Source organism: Heyndrickxia acidicola (genome assembly GCF_001636425.1).
Lineage (GTDB): Bacteria > Bacillota > Bacilli > Bacillales > Bacillaceae_C > Bacillus_AE > Bacillus_AE acidicola.
The window spans coordinates 1,227,944-1,250,224 of the sequence record NZ_KV440953.1 but is presented as its reverse complement, the minus strand read 5'-3'; the positions used below and the strand labels follow the sequence as shown (position 1 = coordinate 1,250,224).

Here is a 22,281-nt window from a genome sequence, read left to right as displayed (position 1 = left end):
CTTCAGCAGCAAAGTGGTTTTTAATTTTAAAAAGAGGGAAGTATCATTAAGTTAGGAGAATGAACAAACGAACTCTTTCATAACCCCGCTATTTTCAAGACCAGGAGGCAGCTATGAAACAACAAGAAGGAAAAAGAAGAAAAAAGCCAAATTTTAAGATTCCTTTTATTCTGCAAATTGCATTAAATACCGCATTAATCTTATTGGCCATTGTCTTATGTATTTCATTAGCGAAAGAAGTATATTTTTTTATCCATGCATCCCTCTATACGGGAATTCTAATGGATGATAAAATTCTTGACCGAACCCTGGTGTTTTTCCTGTACTTTGAATTTTTGTCGATGATTATAAAATATTTTCAAGAGAATTATCATTTTCCACTGAGATATTTTCTATACATAGGCATTACCGCCATGATTCGCTTAATCATTGTCCACCACGTGGACGCGCTTAATACATTTATGTTCGCAGGCGCCATTTTAGTGCTTGTTATCAGCTATAGTATTCTAAGTTATATCTCATTGAAAAAAGATCGGCATTAACTTGAATCTATTTTTAGAGAAACTCTGCCTATGGCAGGGTTTTTATTGCAATCGACTGAAAAAGAGTGTGAAGAAACAGTATGTATACGAACAAACAGCCTATATGTATTCCTGAAACACTATGTTCCAAATTTTCAATATAAGTAAAATACCAATTATAGCTGCTAAGCTATTCTAGAAATGGGCAATTTCCAATGTGGCATTCTTTAGTGAATTGATATTATTTACTGCTGTAAGGAAATGTTCATTTTACAAGAGGAACTTTTGGAGCCAGTCGCAGATTTTCACTGAATGTATTTTCACATAGTTGCTCAAATTGTTCGTGATGATTTTGACTAAACAGAAAATAGAGTGCCTTATCACTTGTTAAAGGTCATCCTTATTTATAAAAATAAATTCCTTCACCTCAAGCCAGTTTAGTTTGTTTCTGATTGGATAATTGATACGATAGTAATAGATTTTAATGAAGAAAGGAACCAATTGAAATGAGTACTATACAGATACCTGTGTCTGTGTTAAATCTTGCGCCCATCCGTCAAGGACAGACACCCAAAGACGCCATTGATTCAATGGTTGATTTAGCACAAGCAACAGAGGAAATGGGATTTAAACGGTATTGGATTGCAGAGCATCATAACACCCCTACACTTGTCAGTTCCGCTACTTCCATCCTCATCAAGCATACATTGGAGCACACGAAAACCATCCGTGTAGGATCCGGCGGTGTCATGCTGCCGAATCATTCGGCATTAGTCGTTGCTGAGCAATTTGGAACCATGGCCACCATATATCCAAACCGTTTGGACTTAGGCCTTGGCAGAGCACCCGGAACCGATATGAAAACAGCAAATGCATTAAGACGTTCACAAAATGATTCTGTCTACACCTTTCCTCAGGACGTCCAAGCCTTGCTTACCTATTTTGGACCAGAGGAACATCAAGGCTATGTCAAAGCCCATCCAGGTGTTGGAACAAATGTACCGATCTATATTTTAGGCTCATCGACAGACTCAGCTTATTTAGCCGCAAAATTAGGGCTCCCATATGTGTTTGCCTCTCATTTTGCACCAAGACATATGGAAGAAGCCATCTCCATTTACCGAGATCGCTTCCAGCCATCTGAATACCTGAATCAGCCGTATATGATGGTATGCTTAAATGTGATTGCAGCGGAAACAGATGATGAAGCGAAAAGAGAATCCACAACCATGCAGCAATTTTTCCTAAATGTGGTCCGTGGTTCACAAACCCCTATGCAGCCGCCAGTGGACAGTATGGATCCTTTATGGAGTCCTTACGAGCGAGAAGTTGCTGCCTCCATGACCAGCATGTCGTTTACTGGAAGCAAAGATACGGTTAAAAAACAGCTAACAAGCTTTCAAGAGAAGTATAATGTGGATGAAATCATGGCTGTTTCCTATATTTATGATGCGGATAAGCAAAAGCGGTCTTATCAAATCTTTAAGGATATTGTCGATGGAAAATAAAAAATTCTGCTAAAGAATCTTATAGTTTGCATAAAGGGTGCAAAAAATTTAATGAACGCATTTTATTAGATAAATAGTAAGACATATCGCCATGGGATATTAATTTCGTTATAGCTTAAAAAAATACTTAAAGTTATACGAAAAAGGAGAATCAGCATGCTTTATTTGCACACACTCATCCCGTGTACCGTAAAATGAAATTACCTCAACAACAGACTGGACGAACCAGGCATGAAAAAGTCCTTATAGGTGTTCGTTTCATTCTAAAATATTTCTATTAAACGATTAGGCTGCTGTTGCAGCCTTTTTTTTGTTCACAAACGATTCCTCATAAAAAAGAAGACTTGTCTATTAAACTGGACTGACCATCATGTGGCATAAAGTGTGTCAGCCCATAATATTTTGAATAATGGATAGAGGTAAGAACGATCTAAAAGCGGAGTACTCCAAACATATAATCTTCAGTTAAGAATAGTAAATTTCTTCATGGCTTAGGCCATACCGAAACCAGACTAATTATTTTAGAAGGTGACGACATGAGTTGGATGCAAATGTTAATTATCGCGATCTTTTTCTTAATGCTCGCGTTATTTCTTGTTCCACTTGGATTTTATATGTGGATTTCTTTTCATGATGCCCGTCAAAAAGAGCATGCAGTATTAAGAAATTACCCTGTACTGGGCCGAATTCGATACATTGTAGAGAAAATCGGGCCGGAGTTAAGGCAATATTTATTTCTTAACAATGAAGAAGGAAAGCCCTTTTCAAGAAATCAGTATGAGGGGGTTGTGAAGTCTGGTAAATATAAACAAAGAATCACTGCTTTTGGCTCTGAACGTAATTTTGAAGATACCGGATTTTATATTAAAAATGCGATGTTTCCGAAACAAAGAGAGGAATTGAGAATAGATCAAAGCTCAAAAATTGAAACGCAGCTATATAAAATTGATAACGAAAAACTATTGAGCCGGAAGGAGCATTCTGAACAGGCTGTGGTTGACCCTTTCTATTTATCCGATCAGGATCAAATCGTAATCGGAAAAGAGACGTGCAGGAGTCCTTTTTATGTAAAAGGATTAGTGGGGCAATCGGCCATGAGCTACGGCGCTTTAGGGAAAAATGCCATTACGGCGTTATCCAAAGGGCTGGGGCTGGCCGGAGGTACATGGATGAATACCGGTGAAGGGGGGCTTTCTAAGCATCATCAAGCTGGAAATGTTGATATCATTGCACAAATCGGCCCGGGTTTATTTGGTTATCGTACAGCAGAGGGAGATTTTTCGTGGGAGCAATTCAAACAGAAAAGTGAAATGAAGCAGATAAAAGCTTTTGAATTAAAGCTTGCCCAAGGAGCTAAAATTCGTGGCGGCCATGTCGAGGCCGAAAAAGTAACTCCAGAGATTGCAGAAATTCGCAATGTGAAGCCATGGACGACCATTGATAGTCCGAACCGATTCCGCCAATTTCATGATGCGAAAGGTTTATTCGATTTCGTCGAACAAATGCGGGAGGTGGGCGGCAAGCCAGTTGGAATCAAAATGGTCGTGGGAAATCGTGAGGAAGTAGAAGCAATGGTTAAGGTGATGGCTGAAGCTGGAAAGATCCCTGACTTCATTACAGTCGATGGTGGTGAGGGGGGAACAGGGGCAACGTATCAAGAGCTGGCAGATGGCCCTGGATTACCCCTTTATACGGCCCTGCCTATTGTCCATGAGCTGTTGAAGAAATATCAGATACGAGATCGTGTGAAGCTCATTGCTTCAGGTAAATTAATTACGCCAGATAAGATGGTCTACGCCCTATGCTTAGGTGCTGACTTAATCAATACAGCCCGAGCCTTTATGATCTCAGTGGGGTGTATTATGGCACAAACCTGCCATTCCAATACATGCCCGGTTGGCGTCGCAACAACAGATCCGAATCGCGAAAAAGCTTTAGTAGTAGAAGAAAAAATGTATCGTGTCTGTAATTACGTGATCTCGACAAGGGAAGGCCTTTTCAACCTAGCGGGGGCTGCAGGCTTATCCTCTCCAACAGAGCTTAATGAATCCCATTTGATGTTTAGAGCCATCAATGGACAATTGTACAGTGGTAAAGAATATATGGAGGGCTTGTTGAGACCCCTTAACACCTAAAATGAAGAAGACGGTCTGCGCTACCCATTAAACTCAGGAGATGTAGTAAGACTTGTGACTGCAGAATAGAGTAGCCTTGGGGGATTCATTGAAACGTTCTGCAGAAAGATAGCACAAGATGTGAATAACGGCTGCATTTCTGTATAGAGTGCAAATGACGAATTTGGTGTACTTGTTAATGCCGACACTTTTGCCTTAAAAGGATTTACAAGCTCTAGAGCAGAAGGGTAAATAATATGGAAGTGATTCGAATTGAAGTGTTGCAAGCAGATGAAAATGCAGCCGTTCCGTAAAAAAATATTTTTACTCAAGAAATGCTTTCTGGAAATCTTAAAATGGGGATCGTGGTTAATCCTCCTGGTAAAAAAGTTCCCCTATCAGGCGTATCTAACCATCAGGAGTACGAGTATTCCATCGTAGTAAGAGGTTAAGTTTTAACTAAGACTAACAGGAAAAATCCTATCATGCTTCAAGCAGCGAGGAGAACTTTATCCCTGACGGTCAGGAGCACATAGTCTATATGACGGTCCAGAGGATTGCGAAGTTATTTGGGTTCTGATGGAATAGACAGACATTTTAGAGGCAGTTAATAATTTATTCTCTGCTATAAAAATAGGATTTAGGCAATCTATATTCAGTCTAAATCCTATTCCCTTATAATTATTAAAATCTATATCAATTTAATATTACTTCTGTAATCCTTTTAAGCTCAAAAGAATCTGGTGAAAACCGATTTGTCATAATCAATTGTTTTCTTTCAACATATAATTTCCATTTTTGAATCGCTTCAATAAAATCAGAAGCTTGTATAAAGAAGTCCTTACCCTCATGACTTATCATAAAAGCTTCTCCTTGTATAGCACACCGGTCACATAAAATCTCATCACTTTCTTCATTAACTAATATGTCCGAAGGATCAAATGCAACCCCACATCTTAAACATTTCACTTTTACCCCTCCTTTAATATTATCAGTATTTCGTCATGAAAGAATTATTTTCCTTTTTGTTCCTGAAATTTCCCTTTTATTTATTTGTGAAGTACTGTAATTTAAAAATCTCATTAAACTATTAAATGCACATAATATGATAGGTCTTATAACACTATTTTAAGAAATATATGTAAAATATCATAGTACCCTGGATTTACTGGTTTTGATCTTAAAGCACAACTCAAAATCGTGTTTCTTCGATAGTGTCGGTTCGACGACCACCGGTATCAATGTCAGTATGCCAAAGCTGTCAAATCAAGCTTCACGCTAAATGCGTGGAGCTTTTTTATTTATCTTCACAAACTACAGAATTTCATCTAGTAATGTGCGGAGGTAGTGTGAAATGAGCAAGAGAAGAAATTTATTAACCGAAGAAGAATTACGGATAGCCACAAAAACCTCATATGTAACCACCGATGAAGAAGCTTTCAATTTGTTCATTGAAGATTGTAAGCTCCGCAATTAACGCCCTCATACGATTATATATTATCGAGAGCAATTTCAAGCATTACAAACCACTATATTAGATAAAACAGAGAAAGACATTAAAAACATAATATTGGACATGCAGAACAGGGATAGAAAGTAACCACCATTAACAACAGATTGCGTGCCATACGGAGTTTTTTAAACTTTTTATACAATAACAAGCACATCAAAAAAACCCATAGCGAACATAAAGCTGTTGAAAAAACGTAGACAAGCAATTAATTCATAATCAGAGGAGCAGCTGCAACATTTATTTCAACTATGTGATAAAAAAACTTTTGTTGGCTTGAGGGACTTTACTATAATAATGCTGTTCGTAGAACTGGCATAAGGCTGAATGAATTCGTTGGCATTGAAGTATCTGACATAAAGGAACATTCCATTTTGATTCGGCAAACAAAAAACATATTTTGAAAGAATGGTTCTAATTAGCCAAAAGATGAAAGAACAATTGGAGATATATTTAAAAATACGAGGAAGAGCCGATACAGACAAATTATTTATAAATCAAGATGGACAAGCCCTGCAACGTAGAAGCATACAAAGCCGATTAGCACATTATGCAGAGATTCCAGGAATTGAAAGGAGTTCGTGTGAGCTGTCATACACTTAGACATACTCATGCACGCTTGTTTTTACAAAAGGTAGCTCAGCATTTCATCTACAATCAAATTTAGGGCATACATCAATGGAAATCACAAAAAGGTATGTTAATTTATTTGCTACAGATATTGTCGACAGTCATTAGAAATATTCTCCATTAAATAAGATTTTTTAAAATAACAGTTTAGAGAACGTTTGTTCTGTTATGCTATAAAAACAAACGCCACTTTCTCCCTGACCAAAGTTTGAAAGTGACGTAGCCCTACAAAACCATTAAGGCCTTGTACTGTCTATCATAGCATCCAGCGCCTTCAATTAGTAGAAGGAGATTGATTTTATTATGAATATCAAATCAGAAATAAATCAATTGCAGAAAAGCATACTCGAGCGTTTAAACGTGCGTACTGGGTCTACCTTATACATAATCATTCAAGAGATTTCTCGTTAAGCATACGCAAAAAGCTCGTTAATGGTGAGTCAGAAAAATTCTACCTTAGCCACAAAATGTAAAGTAACACCTTCAACCATTAGCAGAAATCTGAAGGAAATTAAAGATAAATGTGCAGATTTAATTAAGATTGAGCAGAACAGTAACCTCGAAGAAAGGTTTGCAGCACTTGTATTTACATTCATTCCACAAGAAGTGTCAAACGACTTGTCAAACGGTTATCAACCGGAAGAAATCAACATTGACAACAAACGCTTTGAAGTAGCTAAAGAAACTTCTAATCTAACTACTAAAAGTCATGTTTTGAGTAAAAATACTAATAAAGATTTAATACAAAATATTGTTAAACAAGAGGTTGAACAAGCAAGAAAAAATCATTCATGAAGAATATCTTTCTTTTAGCAAACGAGGCATAAATAAAAAGGTGTTCCTTAGGATAGTGAAAGAAATCCAGAATAGGAAGCATGTAAAGAACTTTCGCGCATATTTACGGCAGGCACTTAGAAATGTTATTAGGCATATCACATTCAGACATGGTGAAAATACATATGCGAATGAAAGCAGACAATGGTTTTACAATTATCTTAATGAATAATATGACCGTTGGTTCGTTGGATATTAATATTCAATTTAGTAGGTGGGTTATGGGGAGATGGAATAGAAATAATGCGGTACCAATCGTCATTTTTTGGCGTATTATCATTATGCAATTTTTATCTGTGGCTTTTTCCTACAGTAGAGAAAAATTGAAAAAAGAACACTAAATTAAAAAATTTAGACATTAGGTAGCCTAATGCAATGTGGACTTTATACATGATAAAATTCATATTTTATTTATCTTCTTAAACGGGGCAGTTTATGAGGGGATTTTTTTTAGGTAAAAGGAAATAGTGTGCTAAAATATTCGAAAAGGAAGAAAAAATAACCGAGTTGTTTGAGTACTGGAAGGTTACTGCTTGCAAAGGATATTAAACAAAACAAGTTCAACAAATTGCATAAGTAAGCTAGAATAGCACATTCGAATGTTTTATCCCAAGAGATATTCAATAGAGTTTCATAAAAACTGCTTATCGTGCTGAAATGCTGGAAAGATTTTTACGTTATGGTAACTAAGATGGGAGTTTATACAAAATGATATTGACAGACATAGTATTCGACATAATAAAAAAAATTATAGAAACACCTAGACTTATCACTTTATCTTCCAATGTGTTGGAATCCCTCTCCAATAATAATTGGTTAAAAAATAATTATTTGTATCACTATACCAATCTAGAAGGTTTTTTAGGAATTGTAAGCTCACAAAATCCTGGCTTTTGGGCAACTCATATTGCTTACATGAATGATTCGATGGAATATCGTCATGGTATAAAGTTATGTGAAAAGATTATTGAAGAATTCATTAAGGACTCAACTGTTGGAGTTACATTAGCTGGGAGGGATAATCTAAATACTCTTAAAGAATATTTAACTAATGATGATGATGAGGTTTTTGTTGTTTCTTTCTGCCAGAACAGTGACTTATTAAGTCAATGGCGCGGATATAGTAGAGGTCAGTACGGGATTTCAATTGGATTTGATTTCGGGCACAATCAAGTGTTTGATACATCAAATCCTATTAATAGTATTTTGACACCACGACCAGTAATATATGACCAGGAAAATCAAATTTTTCGACTTAAAGAATTGATTAAAGATAGTATTCCTTTTTTGAATAATATAGATTCAGATTCTCAAATAAAGCAATTATCAGAATCGTTAAAGTATTTTATTCCTGTACTGAAAAACTCCTCTTTTTCTGAAGAAGAAGAATGGAGAATTGTGGCGACCAATTTTAATGAAATTGATATAAAGGATATAAAGTATCCTTTAAAGTTCAGAGTTAGAAATAATATAATTGTACCCTATATTACACTTCCATTTGATGATTCAACAAAATTGCCTATAAAAAGGGTTGTCATCGGTCCTTCGGATACAAGTGAATTTACCGAAGAAAGCATTAGATACTATTTAAAAACTAACGGCTACAATGATACAGAGGTTGTGAGGTCAGCAATCCCCTATCGTTAAAATTATGAAAGTAAAATATAAAGAAGTTGATTAACTCGGTACAGGGTAGTGGGAGAAGAATTTCCGGTTTATGTAGGTAGTGGAGCTATTAACAAACGACTTACTGATCATATTGATTTTATGACTAAAGGGAATAGTACTTTGGAAAATACCACGCCTAAATATTTTTTGAATTACTACGATGGATAGATCAAGGACATTGGATGGTTACATGGAGTATCTGTGATAAAGTAAGGTATTATGAAAACGAGGTTTATCATGACTTAAACAAAGGTTTATATTTAGTAAATGCTAGAGTTACAATTAAGGATGAAAGATCGTATCGTCTGCTAGAACAGAGGCACTTAGGATTAATAATATTGATTTTTCAACTAGACAAGTTCCAAAAGTGTTATGTCAGCCAGTAAAAATTTATAATGAATTAGGAGTCCATTCCGTTCAAAAATTGGTTTTTCTTCTGTAAAAACTTAACAGAATCTACACACTATAACCTTGTCAAATACAAAACTTTATTAAACAGGACCCAAACTGAAACTCCTAAATAATATGTGAACAGGAAGAACAGTTTTGGAAACAAAACTCCCCTTTACATAAGTTAATCATCTCTCAACTTATTAGAATTGAGGAGACTGAATATTAATCTTATAATTTGTGTGTAATTCTTAAAAACTGCATATAAATTGTTTCCAGAGTTTTTTCAGAGTGATATGATTTTCAGTGGAATATAGTAATTTTTTTAAAATACTTTGTAGAAGAGAATGGTATGAAACAAGAAGATGTTGAAATGGTTAAAATAGGAATGAACCTTCTAAAGGAAAAGAGAAAAACGATCTGACTTTAGTTGCTTATTCATACGACAATTTAAAGAATGATTTAGATGGCTCATTTCTAGACTCATAATTTATTTCTTATAGTGATAATCCAAATCATAAAGCCTGCTATTTGTGAAGTGCTGGAGATGTTGTTTTCAGGTTTGTTTGTTCTAAAGCTGGAATAATGAGTGATTTAAACTAAGGGAATATTATAAACCAAAACTTTGCGAAACTCATTAATAAAGTGAATATCTAGATATACACTTTTTATGTTATGCGTTAAATGAATCATCTAAAATGAAAAAGCAAATGGCAATTTCCATGCAAGGAAGTACAGTACCAAAATTGACCCCAGCGATTTTAAAAGAGTTGGAAATAAAGTTACCCGGTATTGAGAAACAACGGACGATTGGAAATGCTTATTTCTTTATGAGAAAGAGCAAGGCTTTGGCAAAGAAACAAGCAGAACTTGAAGAGCAGCTTTATTTAGAAGTATTGAAACAATTAGACCAACAATAGAAAAAGTGAGGAACGCAACATGGCTGAATTAAACTCAAAATTATTTAGTGCTGCAGACAACTTGCGAAGCAAAATGGATGCATCAGAATACAAAAACTACTTATTAGGATTGATCTTTTACAAGTACTTATCTGATAAGTTATTAGAAAAAGTAGTTGAAATAGCAGATGAATCGTTAGAAGAATACAACACACAAGAACAACAAACTCAATTGTATAGGGATTTATTATCAGATGAAGACATAAAAAATGACTTGATAGAAACGTTAAAGGATACATTAGGATATGACATTGAACCAGATTACTTATTTAATGTAATAACCAATCAAGCGAAACAAAACACGTTTCAGTTGAATGATTTGAATAAAGCCTTTATTGATTTGTCTACGAAATATAATCAATTTAATGGATTGTTTGATGATGTGGATTTGAAATCAAAAAAACTGGGATCAGATGATCAACAACGAAACATTACCATTACAGAAGTATTAAAGAAACTAAATGATATTGATGTAATAGGACATGATGGTGATGTCATTGGGGATGCCTATGAGTTCTTAATTAGTCAATTTGCTTCAGAAGCAGGCAAGAAAGCTGGGGAATTCTATACACCTCATGAGGTATCTGACTTGATGGCTCGTATCGTTGCAATAGGTCAAGAAGATAAAAAATTGTTTAGCGTATATGATCCAACCATGGGATCAGGATCTTTGATGTTGAATATTAGAAACTATATTAACCATCCTGACAGTGTAAAATATCATGGACAAGAACTAAATACAACTACCTATAATCTAGCGAAGATGAACTTGATCTTGCACGGTGTTGATAAAGAAGATATGCGTTTACGCAATGGGGATACATTGAATAAAGATTGGCCGACAGATGAGCCTTATACCTTTGATTCTGTCCTTATGAATCCACCATACTCTGCAAACTGGTCTTCAGATGATACATTCTTAGATGATTCTCGTTTCAATCGTTACGGGAAGTTAGCGCCAAAATCAAAAGCAGACTTTGCTTTTCTTTTACATGGGTTCTATCATTTGAAAGATTCAGGAACAATGGCAATCGTCTTACCGCATGGGGTACTGTTCCGTGGAGCTGCCGAAGGTGTCATTCGTAAGAAATTATTAGAAGATGGCAGTATTGATACCGTAATTGGTATGCCTGCAAACTTATTCTTTGGAACATCTATTCCGACAACAGTCATCATATTAAAGAAAAATCGTAACACTCGTGATGTTTTATTTATTGATGCAAGTAATAATTTTATCAAAGGAAAGAACCAAAATAAACTTTCCAAAGAAAATATTGATAAAATTGTCGAAATCTATAAGCAGAGAGAAGATGTTGAGAAATATGCTCATGTCGCTTCCTTTGATGAAATTAAAGAAAAAGACTTCAATTTAAACATTCCTCGGTATATAGACACTTTCGAAGAGGAAGCTCCTATTGATATGGCTTCAATTGGCTCAACAATCAAAGATATTCGAAAAGAAAAAGCACAAATAGAATCTACATTATATGACATGATTTCTTCACTTCAATTTGATGATGAAAATGCTGAGTGGATTAAAGGTGCATTAGAGGTGTTTAATCGTGAAAAATAAACATACACCAGAAATTCGATTTTCAGGATTTACTACAGGTTGGGAGCAGCGTAAGTTAAATGAATTAGTAACACCTGTAGTTCGAGAAGTACCGAAACCAGATAGACCTTATGAGCGAATTTCAGTTCGTTCACATGCAAAAGGAACATTCCACCAAAAAGTAGATGATCCAAAAACCGTCTCAATGGATAAATTATATGTTGTCAAAGAAAATGACCTACTCGTCAATATTACTTTTGCATGGGAACATGCAATTGCTGTAGCAAGTAAAAAAGATGATGGATTACTTGTTTCACACCGCTTTCCAACTTACATTATTGATAAATCGGATATCAACTTTATTCGTTATTCCGTATCTCAGGAAAAGTTTCGAAAAAAAATGGAGCTAATATCACCGGGAGGAGCAGGAAGAAATAGAGTCCTTAATAAAAAAGATTTTGTTAACCTAAAAATAGATGCGCCAACTCAAATAGAGGAACAAGCCAAAATCGGTAAATTTTTTAAAAAGCTAGATGATATAATCGATCTTCATCAGCACGAACTAACCACACTTAAACAAGCAAAACAGGGATTCTTACGAAAAATGTTTCCTAAAGGATTGGAGCTAGTGCCGGAGGTTCGTTTCTCAGGATTTTCTGGAGATTGGGAATATCGTAAGTTAGGAAATCATGCGGAAATATTAACAGGGGGAACTCCAAAGACTCAAATGCAAGAATACTGGGAACCAAAAGAAATCCCTTGGATGTCTTCTGGTGAGGTTAATAAAAAGCGTCTTTCATCTACGGATAATATGATTTCTAAACTAGGATTCGAAAAGTCAAGTGCACGTTGGGTGAAAAAAAACTCTGTTTTAATTGCATTAGCCGGGCAGGGAAAAACTCGAGGAACAGTAGCTATTAATCAGATTCCATTAACAACCAATCAATCTATTGCAGCAATTGTTCCAAAAGGCGAACTACACTACGAGTTTATTTTTCAGAGCCTAGAAAAACGTTACAACGAGTTACGTTTGATTTCATCTGGGGATGGTACTCGTGGTGGGCTTAACAAACAACTAGTTTCTGATGTGGAAATAATATCACCATCTATTGAGGAACAAATCAAAATCGGTAACTTCTTCAAACAGTTCGACAACATGATTGAAATCCATCAACGTGAATTAGAAGTCTTGAAAAAAGCGAAAGAAGCATTCCTACAAAAGATGTTTGTATGATTAAGTAAAGGAAGGTGAAATATGACGAAGATACCACATAATGATGAAGTTGAAGTGGAACGTCGACTGATTCAGGTGTTAGGGGAAGGCCATAATCAGTGGAATTATCGTCCAGATTTAAAAACCGAAAAAGACCTATGGAAGAACTTACGTCAAAAGATTACGCAAAATAACTTATCAGAAATTGGGGAACATCCCATTTCTGATAAAGAATTTGACACGATTAAAACAGAATTACTATTGAAAACACAGACACCCTTTGAGGCTGCTAGATGGCTTAAAGGGGAGAATGGAATTGCTCGTATTACAATTGAACGTGAAGATGTTTCACTGGGTTCAATGTCGTTAGTGTTGTATTCCAATCAAAACATTGGTGGCGGAATCTCTACATACGAAGTCGTTCATCAGATTGCGAAACAAAAGGCAAACATTGATGGTCGTGATCGCCGTTTTGATGTGACACTCTTAATCAATGGGTTACCAATTGTTCAAATTGAATTGAAACAGGTCAGTGCCAAAGATGGCGTATTCCAAGCTTATAATCAAATCAAGAAATACGCAGAAGAAGGAATGTTTAGAAATAATATCTTCTCTACTCTTCAGTTATTCGTCATTTCCAACGAACAAACGACTCGTTATTTTGCCAATGGAATGCCAAAAGATATGCATAAGAAATTTGTTTTTAGCTGGCGGACAAAGGACAATAGAAAAGTAGAAAATCTCTATGAATTTGTGAAACAAGTATTAAATATACCAAATGCACATAGATTGATTGCTCATTATTCAATCGTTAGTGAGGACCAAGACAATAAAACCTTAATGGTATTACACCCTTATCAAATTCATGCAATTGAAGCCTTGTTTACTTCTGCCATGAAGAATGAATCCGGATATGTTTGGCATGCGACTGGTTCAGGAAAAACGTTGACAAGCTTTGTTTCTACAAAGTTATTAGCTCGTAAACCAGGTGTAGATCGTACCATTATGCTCATTGACCGAAAAGACTTGGACAATCAAACTACCACTGAATTCACCAAATTTGCTTCCGAGTTTAATACCGGTATTTCTTCTGGTAAATCCAAGTCAAATAGCTTGATTATCGGAACCGGGAGTGCAAAGGAGTTAAGTGATACTCTACTATCCGATGCTAATTCCAACACAGTGATCATTACCACTCGTCAAAAATTAGAAGCTGCCTTGCGTTATGCTCATAGACTAGAAGAACAAAAAGGCACTCAGCGCTTTAAAAATCTATTGGGACAACATATCGTGTTTGTCGTAGATGAATGCCATCGAGCGTTAAGTGCAGAAGGGATGGAAGTGATTAAGGGCTTCTTTCCAAATTCTACATGGTTTGGATTTACAGGTACACCGATATTTGATGTAAATAAGAAACAAGCTAAAGGCCGATTAGCTCGTACCACTTATGATCAATATGGAGAAAGATTGCACACCTACACGATTAAGAATGCGTTAGATGATGGGGCTGTTTTAGGATTCCATGTCGAGCACGAAGATACGATTGATCCAACATCATTAAATAATTATATTTTTAATCAACTGCGTCAAAATGAAAAATACGCCAATGTTAGTGATGATGAAATTAACGACATGATTGATAAAATGGATGGAATGGAAAAAGAAGCATACATTGAACCATCTTCTTTTGAGAGTGATGGACATATTCAAAAAGTCATTCATAAGATTTTTCGACCGGATAATGCCTATACCAAATTTGATTTCCAAAACGGTCGCCCACAAAAGTCAGCGATTTTAACCACCAGTTCCATTGATATGGCGAAACGCTATTATCAAGCAATCAAGGAACTGACCAAAGATCAAGAATGGTTGACGAAAGAATTTGCTGGACAGCCGATTCGAACGGGGCGTACGATTGAAGATCCAGATTTCCCACGGATTGCTATCACCTATTCGATACAAGAAAACGAAGATAATTCCAAACAAATTCAAGATGAAATGAAAGAAATTATCAAGGATTATAACGATTATTATCATACTGCTTGGTCAATAGAAAATATTGAACGATATAATGGCGATATCAACAATCGTTTAGCTCGTAAAAAAGGGGAATTCAAAGAATTCGGGAAACAAATTGATCTTGTCATTGTCGTAGATCGATTATTAACTGGTTTCGATGCACCAGCGATTCAAACGTTATTTGTAGATCGAAATTTAAATTATGCGAATTTAATCCAAGCCTTTTCTAGAACCAATCGTACCTATCCAGGAAAGACAAAAGGATTGATTGTGACATTACGAAAACCTTCAACCATGGAGCAAAATGTAAAGGATGCGACAAAGTTATATTCTCAAGAACAAGAGGAATCTAATCTTGTTTACCCAACTTATGATCAATCGAAGAAACGCTTCAAAAAGGCTCACAAATTGCTAAAAACGTTAGTTCCAAATCCAACCGATATTAACGAGCACTCACCTCTTGAAACCCGAATTGAATTTATTAAGGTTTTCCAAGAATTAAACAATGCCTACGAAGCTTTAGTTACATATAATGATTACAACGATGATATGGAGAAATCAATAGCACTTCAAGAACAAGTGAAGACCTTAGAAGAATATATTGGCGTATACAATACGGTTAAGGGTTCACTAGTAGATGAAGGGAGCCAAGATGGACCGGCTCCAGATTTCTCAGACATTGAATTCTATGGTGAAAATGCGATTAAGATTTATGATATTGACTCAACCTATATTGACCGACTGTTAGAAACGTACTCAGCCAATAATCAGAATATCCGTGCCGAGATTGAAAAAGCACTTCAAAAACTAAAAAAATCAGAAATTGTTAAAGAGGTATACCTTGCAATTTTAAACGCCATTGATACCAATGAAATCAATCCCGAGGAAGATATTCTTGTAGTGAAACGACGCTTCTTCACTGAATCCTATAATAAAGCGATTGAAGAATTTGCGAAGACTTGGTTTGTGGAAGAAGGAGAACTGCATTCATCTGCTATTCAATACGTGATAGGGACAGACCCTATTCCGAATATCGGTGGAATTATTAACAGCAAGCAATTTGATAAGTACAAAGCCATACATCCAGATGCAAAACTGCTGAAATATGGACCAGAAATGAAGCGTCAATGGAGAAAGAGGTTAGATGAAGTCATTATACCTTTGGATGATGAATTACGTTAGGCGTGATATATTAGATGAAATTTAGACCATTAGATGATTATTGGGAGAATGCCTTATGAACATAGAGGGTCAAGAAAAGTTAGATATTAATAATAGTTCAAAGAACATAGTTATTATTGGAAACGGATTTGATATGAGTCTTGGTCTCAAGAGTTCATATCAGAATTTTATTGAATATATTAAGATTAGAAAAAGGTTCGCTAAAGATTATGAATTATACAACTATAACAGACTTTTTTTAAGGAAATATGACAATTTCCATTTGAATTGGTCCGATTTTGAAAGTTTATATGAAGAAACTGTAAGGAAAATAAATAATCGAACTCAGAAAAATGAAGAACCGCAAGATATTTTTGACATAGCGTCAGTAAATAATTCTATTAAAAGATTAGAAGAAGATTTTCATGAATATCTTTCAGATGAATACCCAAAATGGGTTGAACAAAAGACGATTCAGATTGGGAATTCTAATTTCAAGAGATTTACAGAAGAAGTGAACCCTTTTTTTAAGAAAATGATTAAAGATGAAAACACATTCTTTATTAATTTTAATTATACGCATACGATTGAGGACTTATGCGAAAGTGTACTTTATGACTCTAGTAGTATATCAAAATCTAGTTTAGAAGTGAAGAAAGCGAAAGAAAGAGTTTTTCATATACATGGAAGTCTAGAAGAAGAAAACATTTTATTTGGAGGTGGTTTTACTGATAGTGAGGATATTGATAAGATTCATTATTCTCAGTCTTTAATTAATGATAAATTGTTTAGAATAAAGGAAAATGAATTATTAAATTCAACAAGAAAAAAGATAATGTCTACTATTGATTCAAACAGTGAAGATACGAAGAATAATTTATTTATTATAGGACATTCTCTTCAAGGAAGTGATTTTCCATTCTTATCAAAATTAATACAAAAAGCAAACAAGGTGTTTATATTTTATTATGAAGATGATTACATTTTTAAAATGGAAGAAATCCTGAGGAAATCTGGCTCTTCTGTTGCTGAGAAAATTGTATTGGTTCCTTTCTTAGAAATATTACTGCAGGATAGATTAATCGTAACTAGTTATAAGGAATATGAGACTATAGATTCTTTTTTGTTAAATAAATTTCCAAGAGAAGATATATTATCTGAATTATCATTAACTATAGCCCATTTTACTTTTCGTAATATTAATGAATTAAGAATAAGTCCGAGTAACATAGAGATGGTACTTCATATAGCAAGAAATTTGGTACTCAATAAAAATGCTTCTAGAATCTCTCGGGTTTTTTTTGAAAAAACACTAGATTTAGATGACTTTAATAAACTTAGTGGTTCTGAGGATTTTTTAATGTTGCTGAAATGGGTGAATAAGGTTATTTTTTCCAATACAGAAATAGATAGTGATTTTTTTATCCAACTTTTAACTAATGGTAGTAGCTTGGCTTATATTAGAATGGAAAATTGTACATTAGTAAATGGATACAATGAGAGTGCAGATGTATCTGTATGTGAGTCTCTAAGAAGTCTTGAAATAATTGACTGCTCCTTTACATCTAATCTAACGGATACAAGAAAAAATATTTTCTACATTAACTCAGATACACAAAATCAAAATAAAATAGAAAAATTAACAGTTTTGAGAAATACTAATCTTGTAATTGAGAAAGATGTCTTAGAAAAATCAACAAATTTATTAGAGCTTAATATCTCAATAACTGATGGAGATGCTTACCAGGAAGAGATTCACTTAAAAAATTTAAATATTTTACAGATTGATTATTCCTCTGGAATAGTTCCTAACATAACGGTAGGAAACAAAATTGAAGAAATAGTTGTAATAGGATATGCTGATGAATTTTTTAATCTTTCATCGATTATGAGAAGTAATGAAGATTCAGTAGGTTTCTCTAAACTTAGACTCTTTCATTTGAAAACCCCAGATCTAATGACTTCATGTCGTGATCTCATTGTTGATGTTATTTTAGATGTTTTTTCAAACGATACTAAATTTATTGTAGATAAAGATATAAAATCAATTAAAGAATATTATTTGGAGTATAGAGAGCCCCATATCCAGCTCTTTAATAATATTGAAGGATTAATAGATAATAATATCTTATTAAAATTAAAAAACTTGTTTTTAGAAATATCAAAATTAAAAAATCAATCAATTATTGAAGAACTTTTAGAAGAAGTGAGTACTAAAATTAGAACTATTAAGCAGATAGACCAGGTTATAGAACAGAAAGATGTAAAAAGTTCAAATCGAGATAACGAAAATGATCCGGGGAGAAAATCAATTACTAATATATATACAAGAATTGATAGTTTGTTATATGATTATGCAAGGGGAAATAAATCTGCACTAAAAGAATTAAATAAAGCATTACAGCAACAGAAAAAGGCTGAAATTGTAATGGGAATTTATCGTGAAATTGCGAATGATATTTCTCATATAAAAATAAATGCAGAAAAAGATATACTAGAACTGAAACGTAAATTTTTTACACAAGCTCGAGATAAAGTCATTAAGGATTTTTCTGAAGAGTGGTTTGTTTCGAAAGATGAACTCAATCTATCGGCTATACAGTATGTTACAGGTATTACTAGAATACCAAATATTAGTGGTGTTATTAATAGCAAAGATTTTGAGAGATACAAAGCTAAACATCCGGGAGCTAACCCAATCAAGTATGCCCAAGCATTGAAACAGGATTGGCAGATAGAGTTGGATGAAAAAGTAGTGTGGTTGAATGATGAATTGATGAGTATTGAAGAGCAAATAAAGTTAGAAGTTATACATCATTAATGCAAACAATTAATGGAATGCCCACCTATGATTCTTTCGGTTTTATATTTTATCGAATAGGATAATAGAGAATTACAAAACTAGCGTAAAATAGTCCCCACCTACTAAATGGCTGGGGACTATTTTATATAACAGTGTTCTTGGAGATACTTGGACCATGGAAGTAGTTGGTCCAGTATTCTCGTCAATGTCGAAAAACTCCTCGAAAAGTGACTTCAAGTAATGGTACGGATTTAATATATTTTCTTTTCACTATTTCATAGAAAGTTATTTGTGACGACACTCGTCTTCCCGTTAGAAGGGAATTAAGTCCCCAGATTGATCTTAGATACTTCTTCCATTATTAGTTATTAGGATTCAAACATCCTGTACTTGTTGCAAACTGAAGGTGGGGGTAGTACGTTTGTTGGTAAAACAAGACCTGGGCGACTAAGATGTGCATCACCACCACATATCAGGTTAGTTAATAGTTAATAAATAAGAACGATCAAAAATTTAGTAAAGCATACATATCAACACTTAAAAGATAACAAGGACTATACTTAAATAAGAGTAAAGCTTTTTCCCTAGTTAATTAAAGGTCAGAATAGTTTGAAAGGAATTTAATGGTAAATTCTTTAAGGCTCGTGTATACATTGCAGCCAATACTGATCAATGAAATCATCCAATTCAGTATTCTAGAGGAAATATAGCTGTAATTCTGAATCTTGGTTTCCTTGGCAGTGATGATAAACCTACCGCACCTTATGCCATTATTGCGTTCTGGATTTATTAACTAGAAACAACTCTTGAAGTGACAACATAAGACTATTCTTCTTTTTTAGAGTCATATCATAAATTAAAGTACCTTAAGGTGGTTTTATTCTAAAAATATTTTCAAGGACGGTAGTCAGTGTAATTTTTGATCTCAACAAAAAGTGAGAAATAGCAACAGCCACAACTACAGCACCGTTCCAAGGGATTTCTTTTGAGTACTAGATGAAGTGGGGACACAGATTACCCAGGATTATAAAAATTCGGGGAAGTCAGTAACAGAATTTTCACTATCAAGGAAAACCAGTTATCAAATCCTAAGTAAACAAGAGTATTCCGGTTAATATTGAATTCTGTGAATAAAAAGAATTGGATACGGTATTATACAACAAAGCTCTGTTATTTAAAGAGATATTGGAGTTGTAATTTATGTAAAAAGTAAGTAACACTTGGCAGGCTATGTCCAAAGATGAGGCTTAAAGGTATTTGAAAGAAGTGTTAGGTCGAGAACTAGCTCATTTCGTGGAGAAAAAGGATTAAAGTGATATACTCGTGGAAATAGAAGAACAAATAAAAAAACTAATTTAATTAAACAAATTAACTAAAGAAGAAATAAAATGGGTTGTCGGAATAGGCGAACTACCATTCAAAATTTTGTATAAAAGGAATAAGAAGAATTAAAATGATTTCTCTTAAACACAAGCCATTCCTATTGAATGGCTTGTGTTATATTCACCACTTTCACAATCTTAAAAAAATAAATTCGTGAGGATAAATAATATTGACAATTGAAATACATTACAAAGCCAGCAGTAATTAATTAATGATAATTTTGTACAAAGAATTTTGAAAATGTGGAATTAATACCTTTCAGAAAAGAATGTTTAAGCATTGGATAGTGCTTCTAAAATATGAAGATTTTCAATCATAGCTCTATGAAGGTTTGGGTTTTTAACGAAATAGGTAGCAAGCTTCTTTTTAGTTATTTCAATCAGTTTTTTCTCAAAATATGATATGTCTATATATTCGATTTCGCCATATCTTGCTCTATAAAAGGCGATTCGTTTAATGTCCAAGTGTTGATAAGAATCATCTTCAAAATAATTATCATCTGCGTTGTTAACATCTAAAGATATTTCGTTAAGTAAAAAATATCCTACCATTTGAGCAACCTCTTGCCATTTATAACCTATGCTTTTCGCAGTTTTAAAATCATATAACGTTCCGTCAATCATTACGTCACCATCTGCACCTCCAACAAAAGCAGAGGCAGGGCGGAAATCAGGATTGTATATAATTTCACTAGTTGGACTGACAATTGTTGAAACAAACTTCTTCTGAAATACATCACATAATGATATTAATTCTTGTAAGATTTCATCAGCAGGTTCATCAAAAAAGGAATCTTCAAAAAGGTCAGCTGGAGGGAGACCAGAACGTAAAACGTGCTCTAATTTTGCTAAGAAACAAACATCTAAAGCTAATTCATTAACATCTTTTTTATAATTGGTGAATGCTTTTAGATTTTTAATTGCGGTTTTTAATTTTTTTTCAATTTTTGATTCAATTAAAGGATGGTTTTGTAAGAATTGTTCTGACAATTTCATAAATCCTAATTCAGCCACTAATCTTGTGTATGATTGTTCTCTATTTTTTTTAACTACTCGAGCCAGCATAACTCTTGCTAAATAATCAAACGCCGTTCCTAGCACTGAAGAATGATAATTGTTTAGTAGAGTATAGGGAACTAATGTTTCATATTGAGTTTTAGAGAATGCTTCTTTACCGGAATTTGTTTTAAATGGCTTTTTGTTTGGAATGATTTCTTTTAAAATCCCTTGAAATACTTTTTGATTAGGATTCGAACCGTTTAGTAAACTTGAAAGAGACATAGGTTATTTCCTTTCTTAGTTTTTTGACTTTTTATTATATATTACCACAAAAAGCCATATGTTTTGTGCGTTACAGCTGCACCTTCTGTTGCTTAAAATCATCGGTAAATGATTGACGTCCTCTCTTAGTCATCGTAGATTCTCCCTTTGTTTATTAACTGTAGTCTACTTGGCCTTAAAAATTCTAAAGTTAAAAAAAAACCTTATGTAAAGTCAGTAAGCTCAAAAGGGATAACTTATAAAGATAAAATCAAATGTCATTTTATGGTTGAAAATTAGAACGGTAAACTGCCAAAACAAATTTTTGAAGAATGTGGCTTTGACATAGAAGTAATCAGAGAAAGACGAATTCGATCATTAATAGGTTGATGGCGTGTGGCTTATAGAATAGATGGGATCACTGGTTTAAAAGATAACCGACAAGAGAATTCAGGAAGGTCCAATAAACGTACTTGTTCTAAGGGGTTTTTTGGATGAAAGAGATTAGAAGAACTGAAAGGACAATTAAAAAATCATTAGCGGTTATTTGGAAAATTTATTATCTATAGAATGAGAACAATAAGAATCTAATAGATAATCATTATTCAACAATTTTTGGTAAAATAATCAATATAAGCGGATTGATTATTTTAGAAGGGGTTTATAGTGACAGTAAGCACAGAATTAAGAAAGAGAGGGTACTAAATAAATTATAGAAACTTCATATTTATATTATTTAAGAGAGGGGATAAATTTA

General features: G+C 34.1%; 13 protein-coding genes and 1 pseudogene. 12 read left to right on the top strand and 2 right to left on the bottom strand.

All coding sequences use genetic code 11. From position 1 onward, the window contains the following. Positions 1 to 113: 113 nt before the first annotated feature. The 3 genes from psiE (at position 114) to A5N88_RS05795 (ending at position 4,164) form a co-directional block, all read left to right on the top strand. Complete coding sequence (gene psiE / locus A5N88_RS05805) at positions 114 to 542, top strand: phosphate-starvation-inducible protein PsiE (RefSeq protein WP_066264070.1); 429 nt, start codon at positions 114 to 116, stop codon at positions 540 to 542. 485 nt (positions 543 to 1,027) lie between these two features. Further along, positions 1,028 to 2,029, top strand: a complete 1,002-nt coding sequence (locus tag A5N88_RS05800; RefSeq protein ID WP_066264068.1) for an LLM class flavin-dependent oxidoreductase — start codon at positions 1,028 to 1,030, stop codon at positions 2,027 to 2,029. A 536-nt stretch (positions 2,030 to 2,565) separates the two neighbouring features. Then, positions 2,566 to 4,164 (top strand): FMN-binding glutamate synthase family protein, encoded by a 1,599-nt coding sequence (locus A5N88_RS05795; protein ID WP_066264067.1) that lies wholly within the window; start codon positions 2,566 to 2,568, stop codon positions 4,162 to 4,164. A 675-nt stretch (positions 4,165 to 4,839) separates the two neighbouring features. Here the strand turns inward: A5N88_RS05795 and A5N88_RS05790 are convergent. Continuing rightward, positions 4,840 to 5,112, bottom strand: a complete 273-nt coding sequence (locus A5N88_RS05790; RefSeq protein ID WP_066264066.1) for a hypothetical protein — start codon at positions 5,110 to 5,112, stop codon at positions 4,840 to 4,842. A 385-nt stretch (positions 5,113 to 5,497) separates the two neighbouring features. Here A5N88_RS05790 and A5N88_RS26075 point away from each other — a divergent pair, with 385 nt between their 5' ends. The 9 genes and pseudogenes from A5N88_RS26075 to A5N88_RS05750 all read left to right on the top strand — a co-directional run bounded on the left by A5N88_RS26075 (position 5,498) and on the right by A5N88_RS05750 (position 18,900). Further along, positions 5,498 to 5,620, top strand: coding sequence for a hypothetical protein (locus A5N88_RS26075; protein ID WP_260525544.1), 123 nt, complete (start codon positions 5,498 to 5,500; stop codon positions 5,618 to 5,620). Between the two features lie 1,095 nt (positions 5,621 to 6,715). Next, entirely contained in the window at positions 6,716 to 7,078 is a 363-nt protein-coding gene (locus A5N88_RS25775; protein WP_232317537.1) for a hypothetical protein, read from the top strand. Positions 7,079 to 7,200: 122 nt separating this feature from the next. Continuing rightward, positions 7,201 to 7,458 (top strand): hypothetical protein, encoded by a 258-nt coding sequence (locus A5N88_RS25420; protein ID WP_198160373.1) that lies wholly within the window; start codon positions 7,201 to 7,203, stop codon positions 7,456 to 7,458. 367 nt (positions 7,459 to 7,825) lie between these two features. Further along, positions 7,826 to 8,764, top strand: a complete 939-nt coding sequence (locus A5N88_RS05775) for a DUF2971 domain-containing protein (protein ID WP_066264065.1) — start codon at positions 7,826 to 7,828, stop codon at positions 8,762 to 8,764. Positions 8,765 to 9,527: 763 nt separating this feature from the next. Next, positions 9,528 to 10,095 (top strand): annotated as a pseudogene (locus tag A5N88_RS24170) (restriction endonuclease subunit S). A 19-nt stretch (positions 10,096 to 10,114) separates the two neighbouring features. Then, a complete protein-coding gene (locus A5N88_RS05765; protein ID WP_066264062.1) occupies positions 10,115 to 11,707 on the top strand; it encodes a type I restriction-modification system subunit M in 1,593 nt (530 codons plus the stop codon). Continuing rightward, the gene (locus tag A5N88_RS05760) at positions 11,697 to 12,920 is read left to right on the top strand and encodes a restriction endonuclease subunit S (protein ID WP_083953055.1); all 1,224 of its coding nucleotides are present in this window, start codon (positions 11,697 to 11,699) and stop codon (positions 12,918 to 12,920) included. The genes A5N88_RS05765 and A5N88_RS05760 overlap by 11 nt, the downstream gene beginning before the upstream one ends. 21 nt (positions 12,921 to 12,941) lie before the next feature. After that, entirely contained in the window at positions 12,942 to 16,100 is a 3,159-nt protein-coding gene (locus tag A5N88_RS05755; protein ID WP_066264061.1) for a type I restriction endonuclease subunit R, read from the top strand. A 55-nt stretch (positions 16,101 to 16,155) separates the two neighbouring features. After that, positions 16,156 to 18,900, top strand: a complete 2,745-nt coding sequence (locus A5N88_RS05750) for an AbiH family protein (protein WP_083953054.1) — start codon at positions 16,156 to 16,158, stop codon at positions 18,898 to 18,900. Positions 18,901 to 20,537: 1,637 nt separating this feature from the next. Here A5N88_RS05750 and A5N88_RS05745 read toward each other — a convergent pair. Beyond that, positions 20,538 to 21,545: a hypothetical protein gene (locus tag A5N88_RS05745; protein ID WP_066264060.1), complete on the bottom strand. Its 1,008-nt coding sequence runs from the start codon at positions 21,543 to 21,545 to the stop codon at positions 20,538 to 20,540. Positions 21,546 to 22,281: the final 736 nt, after the last annotated feature.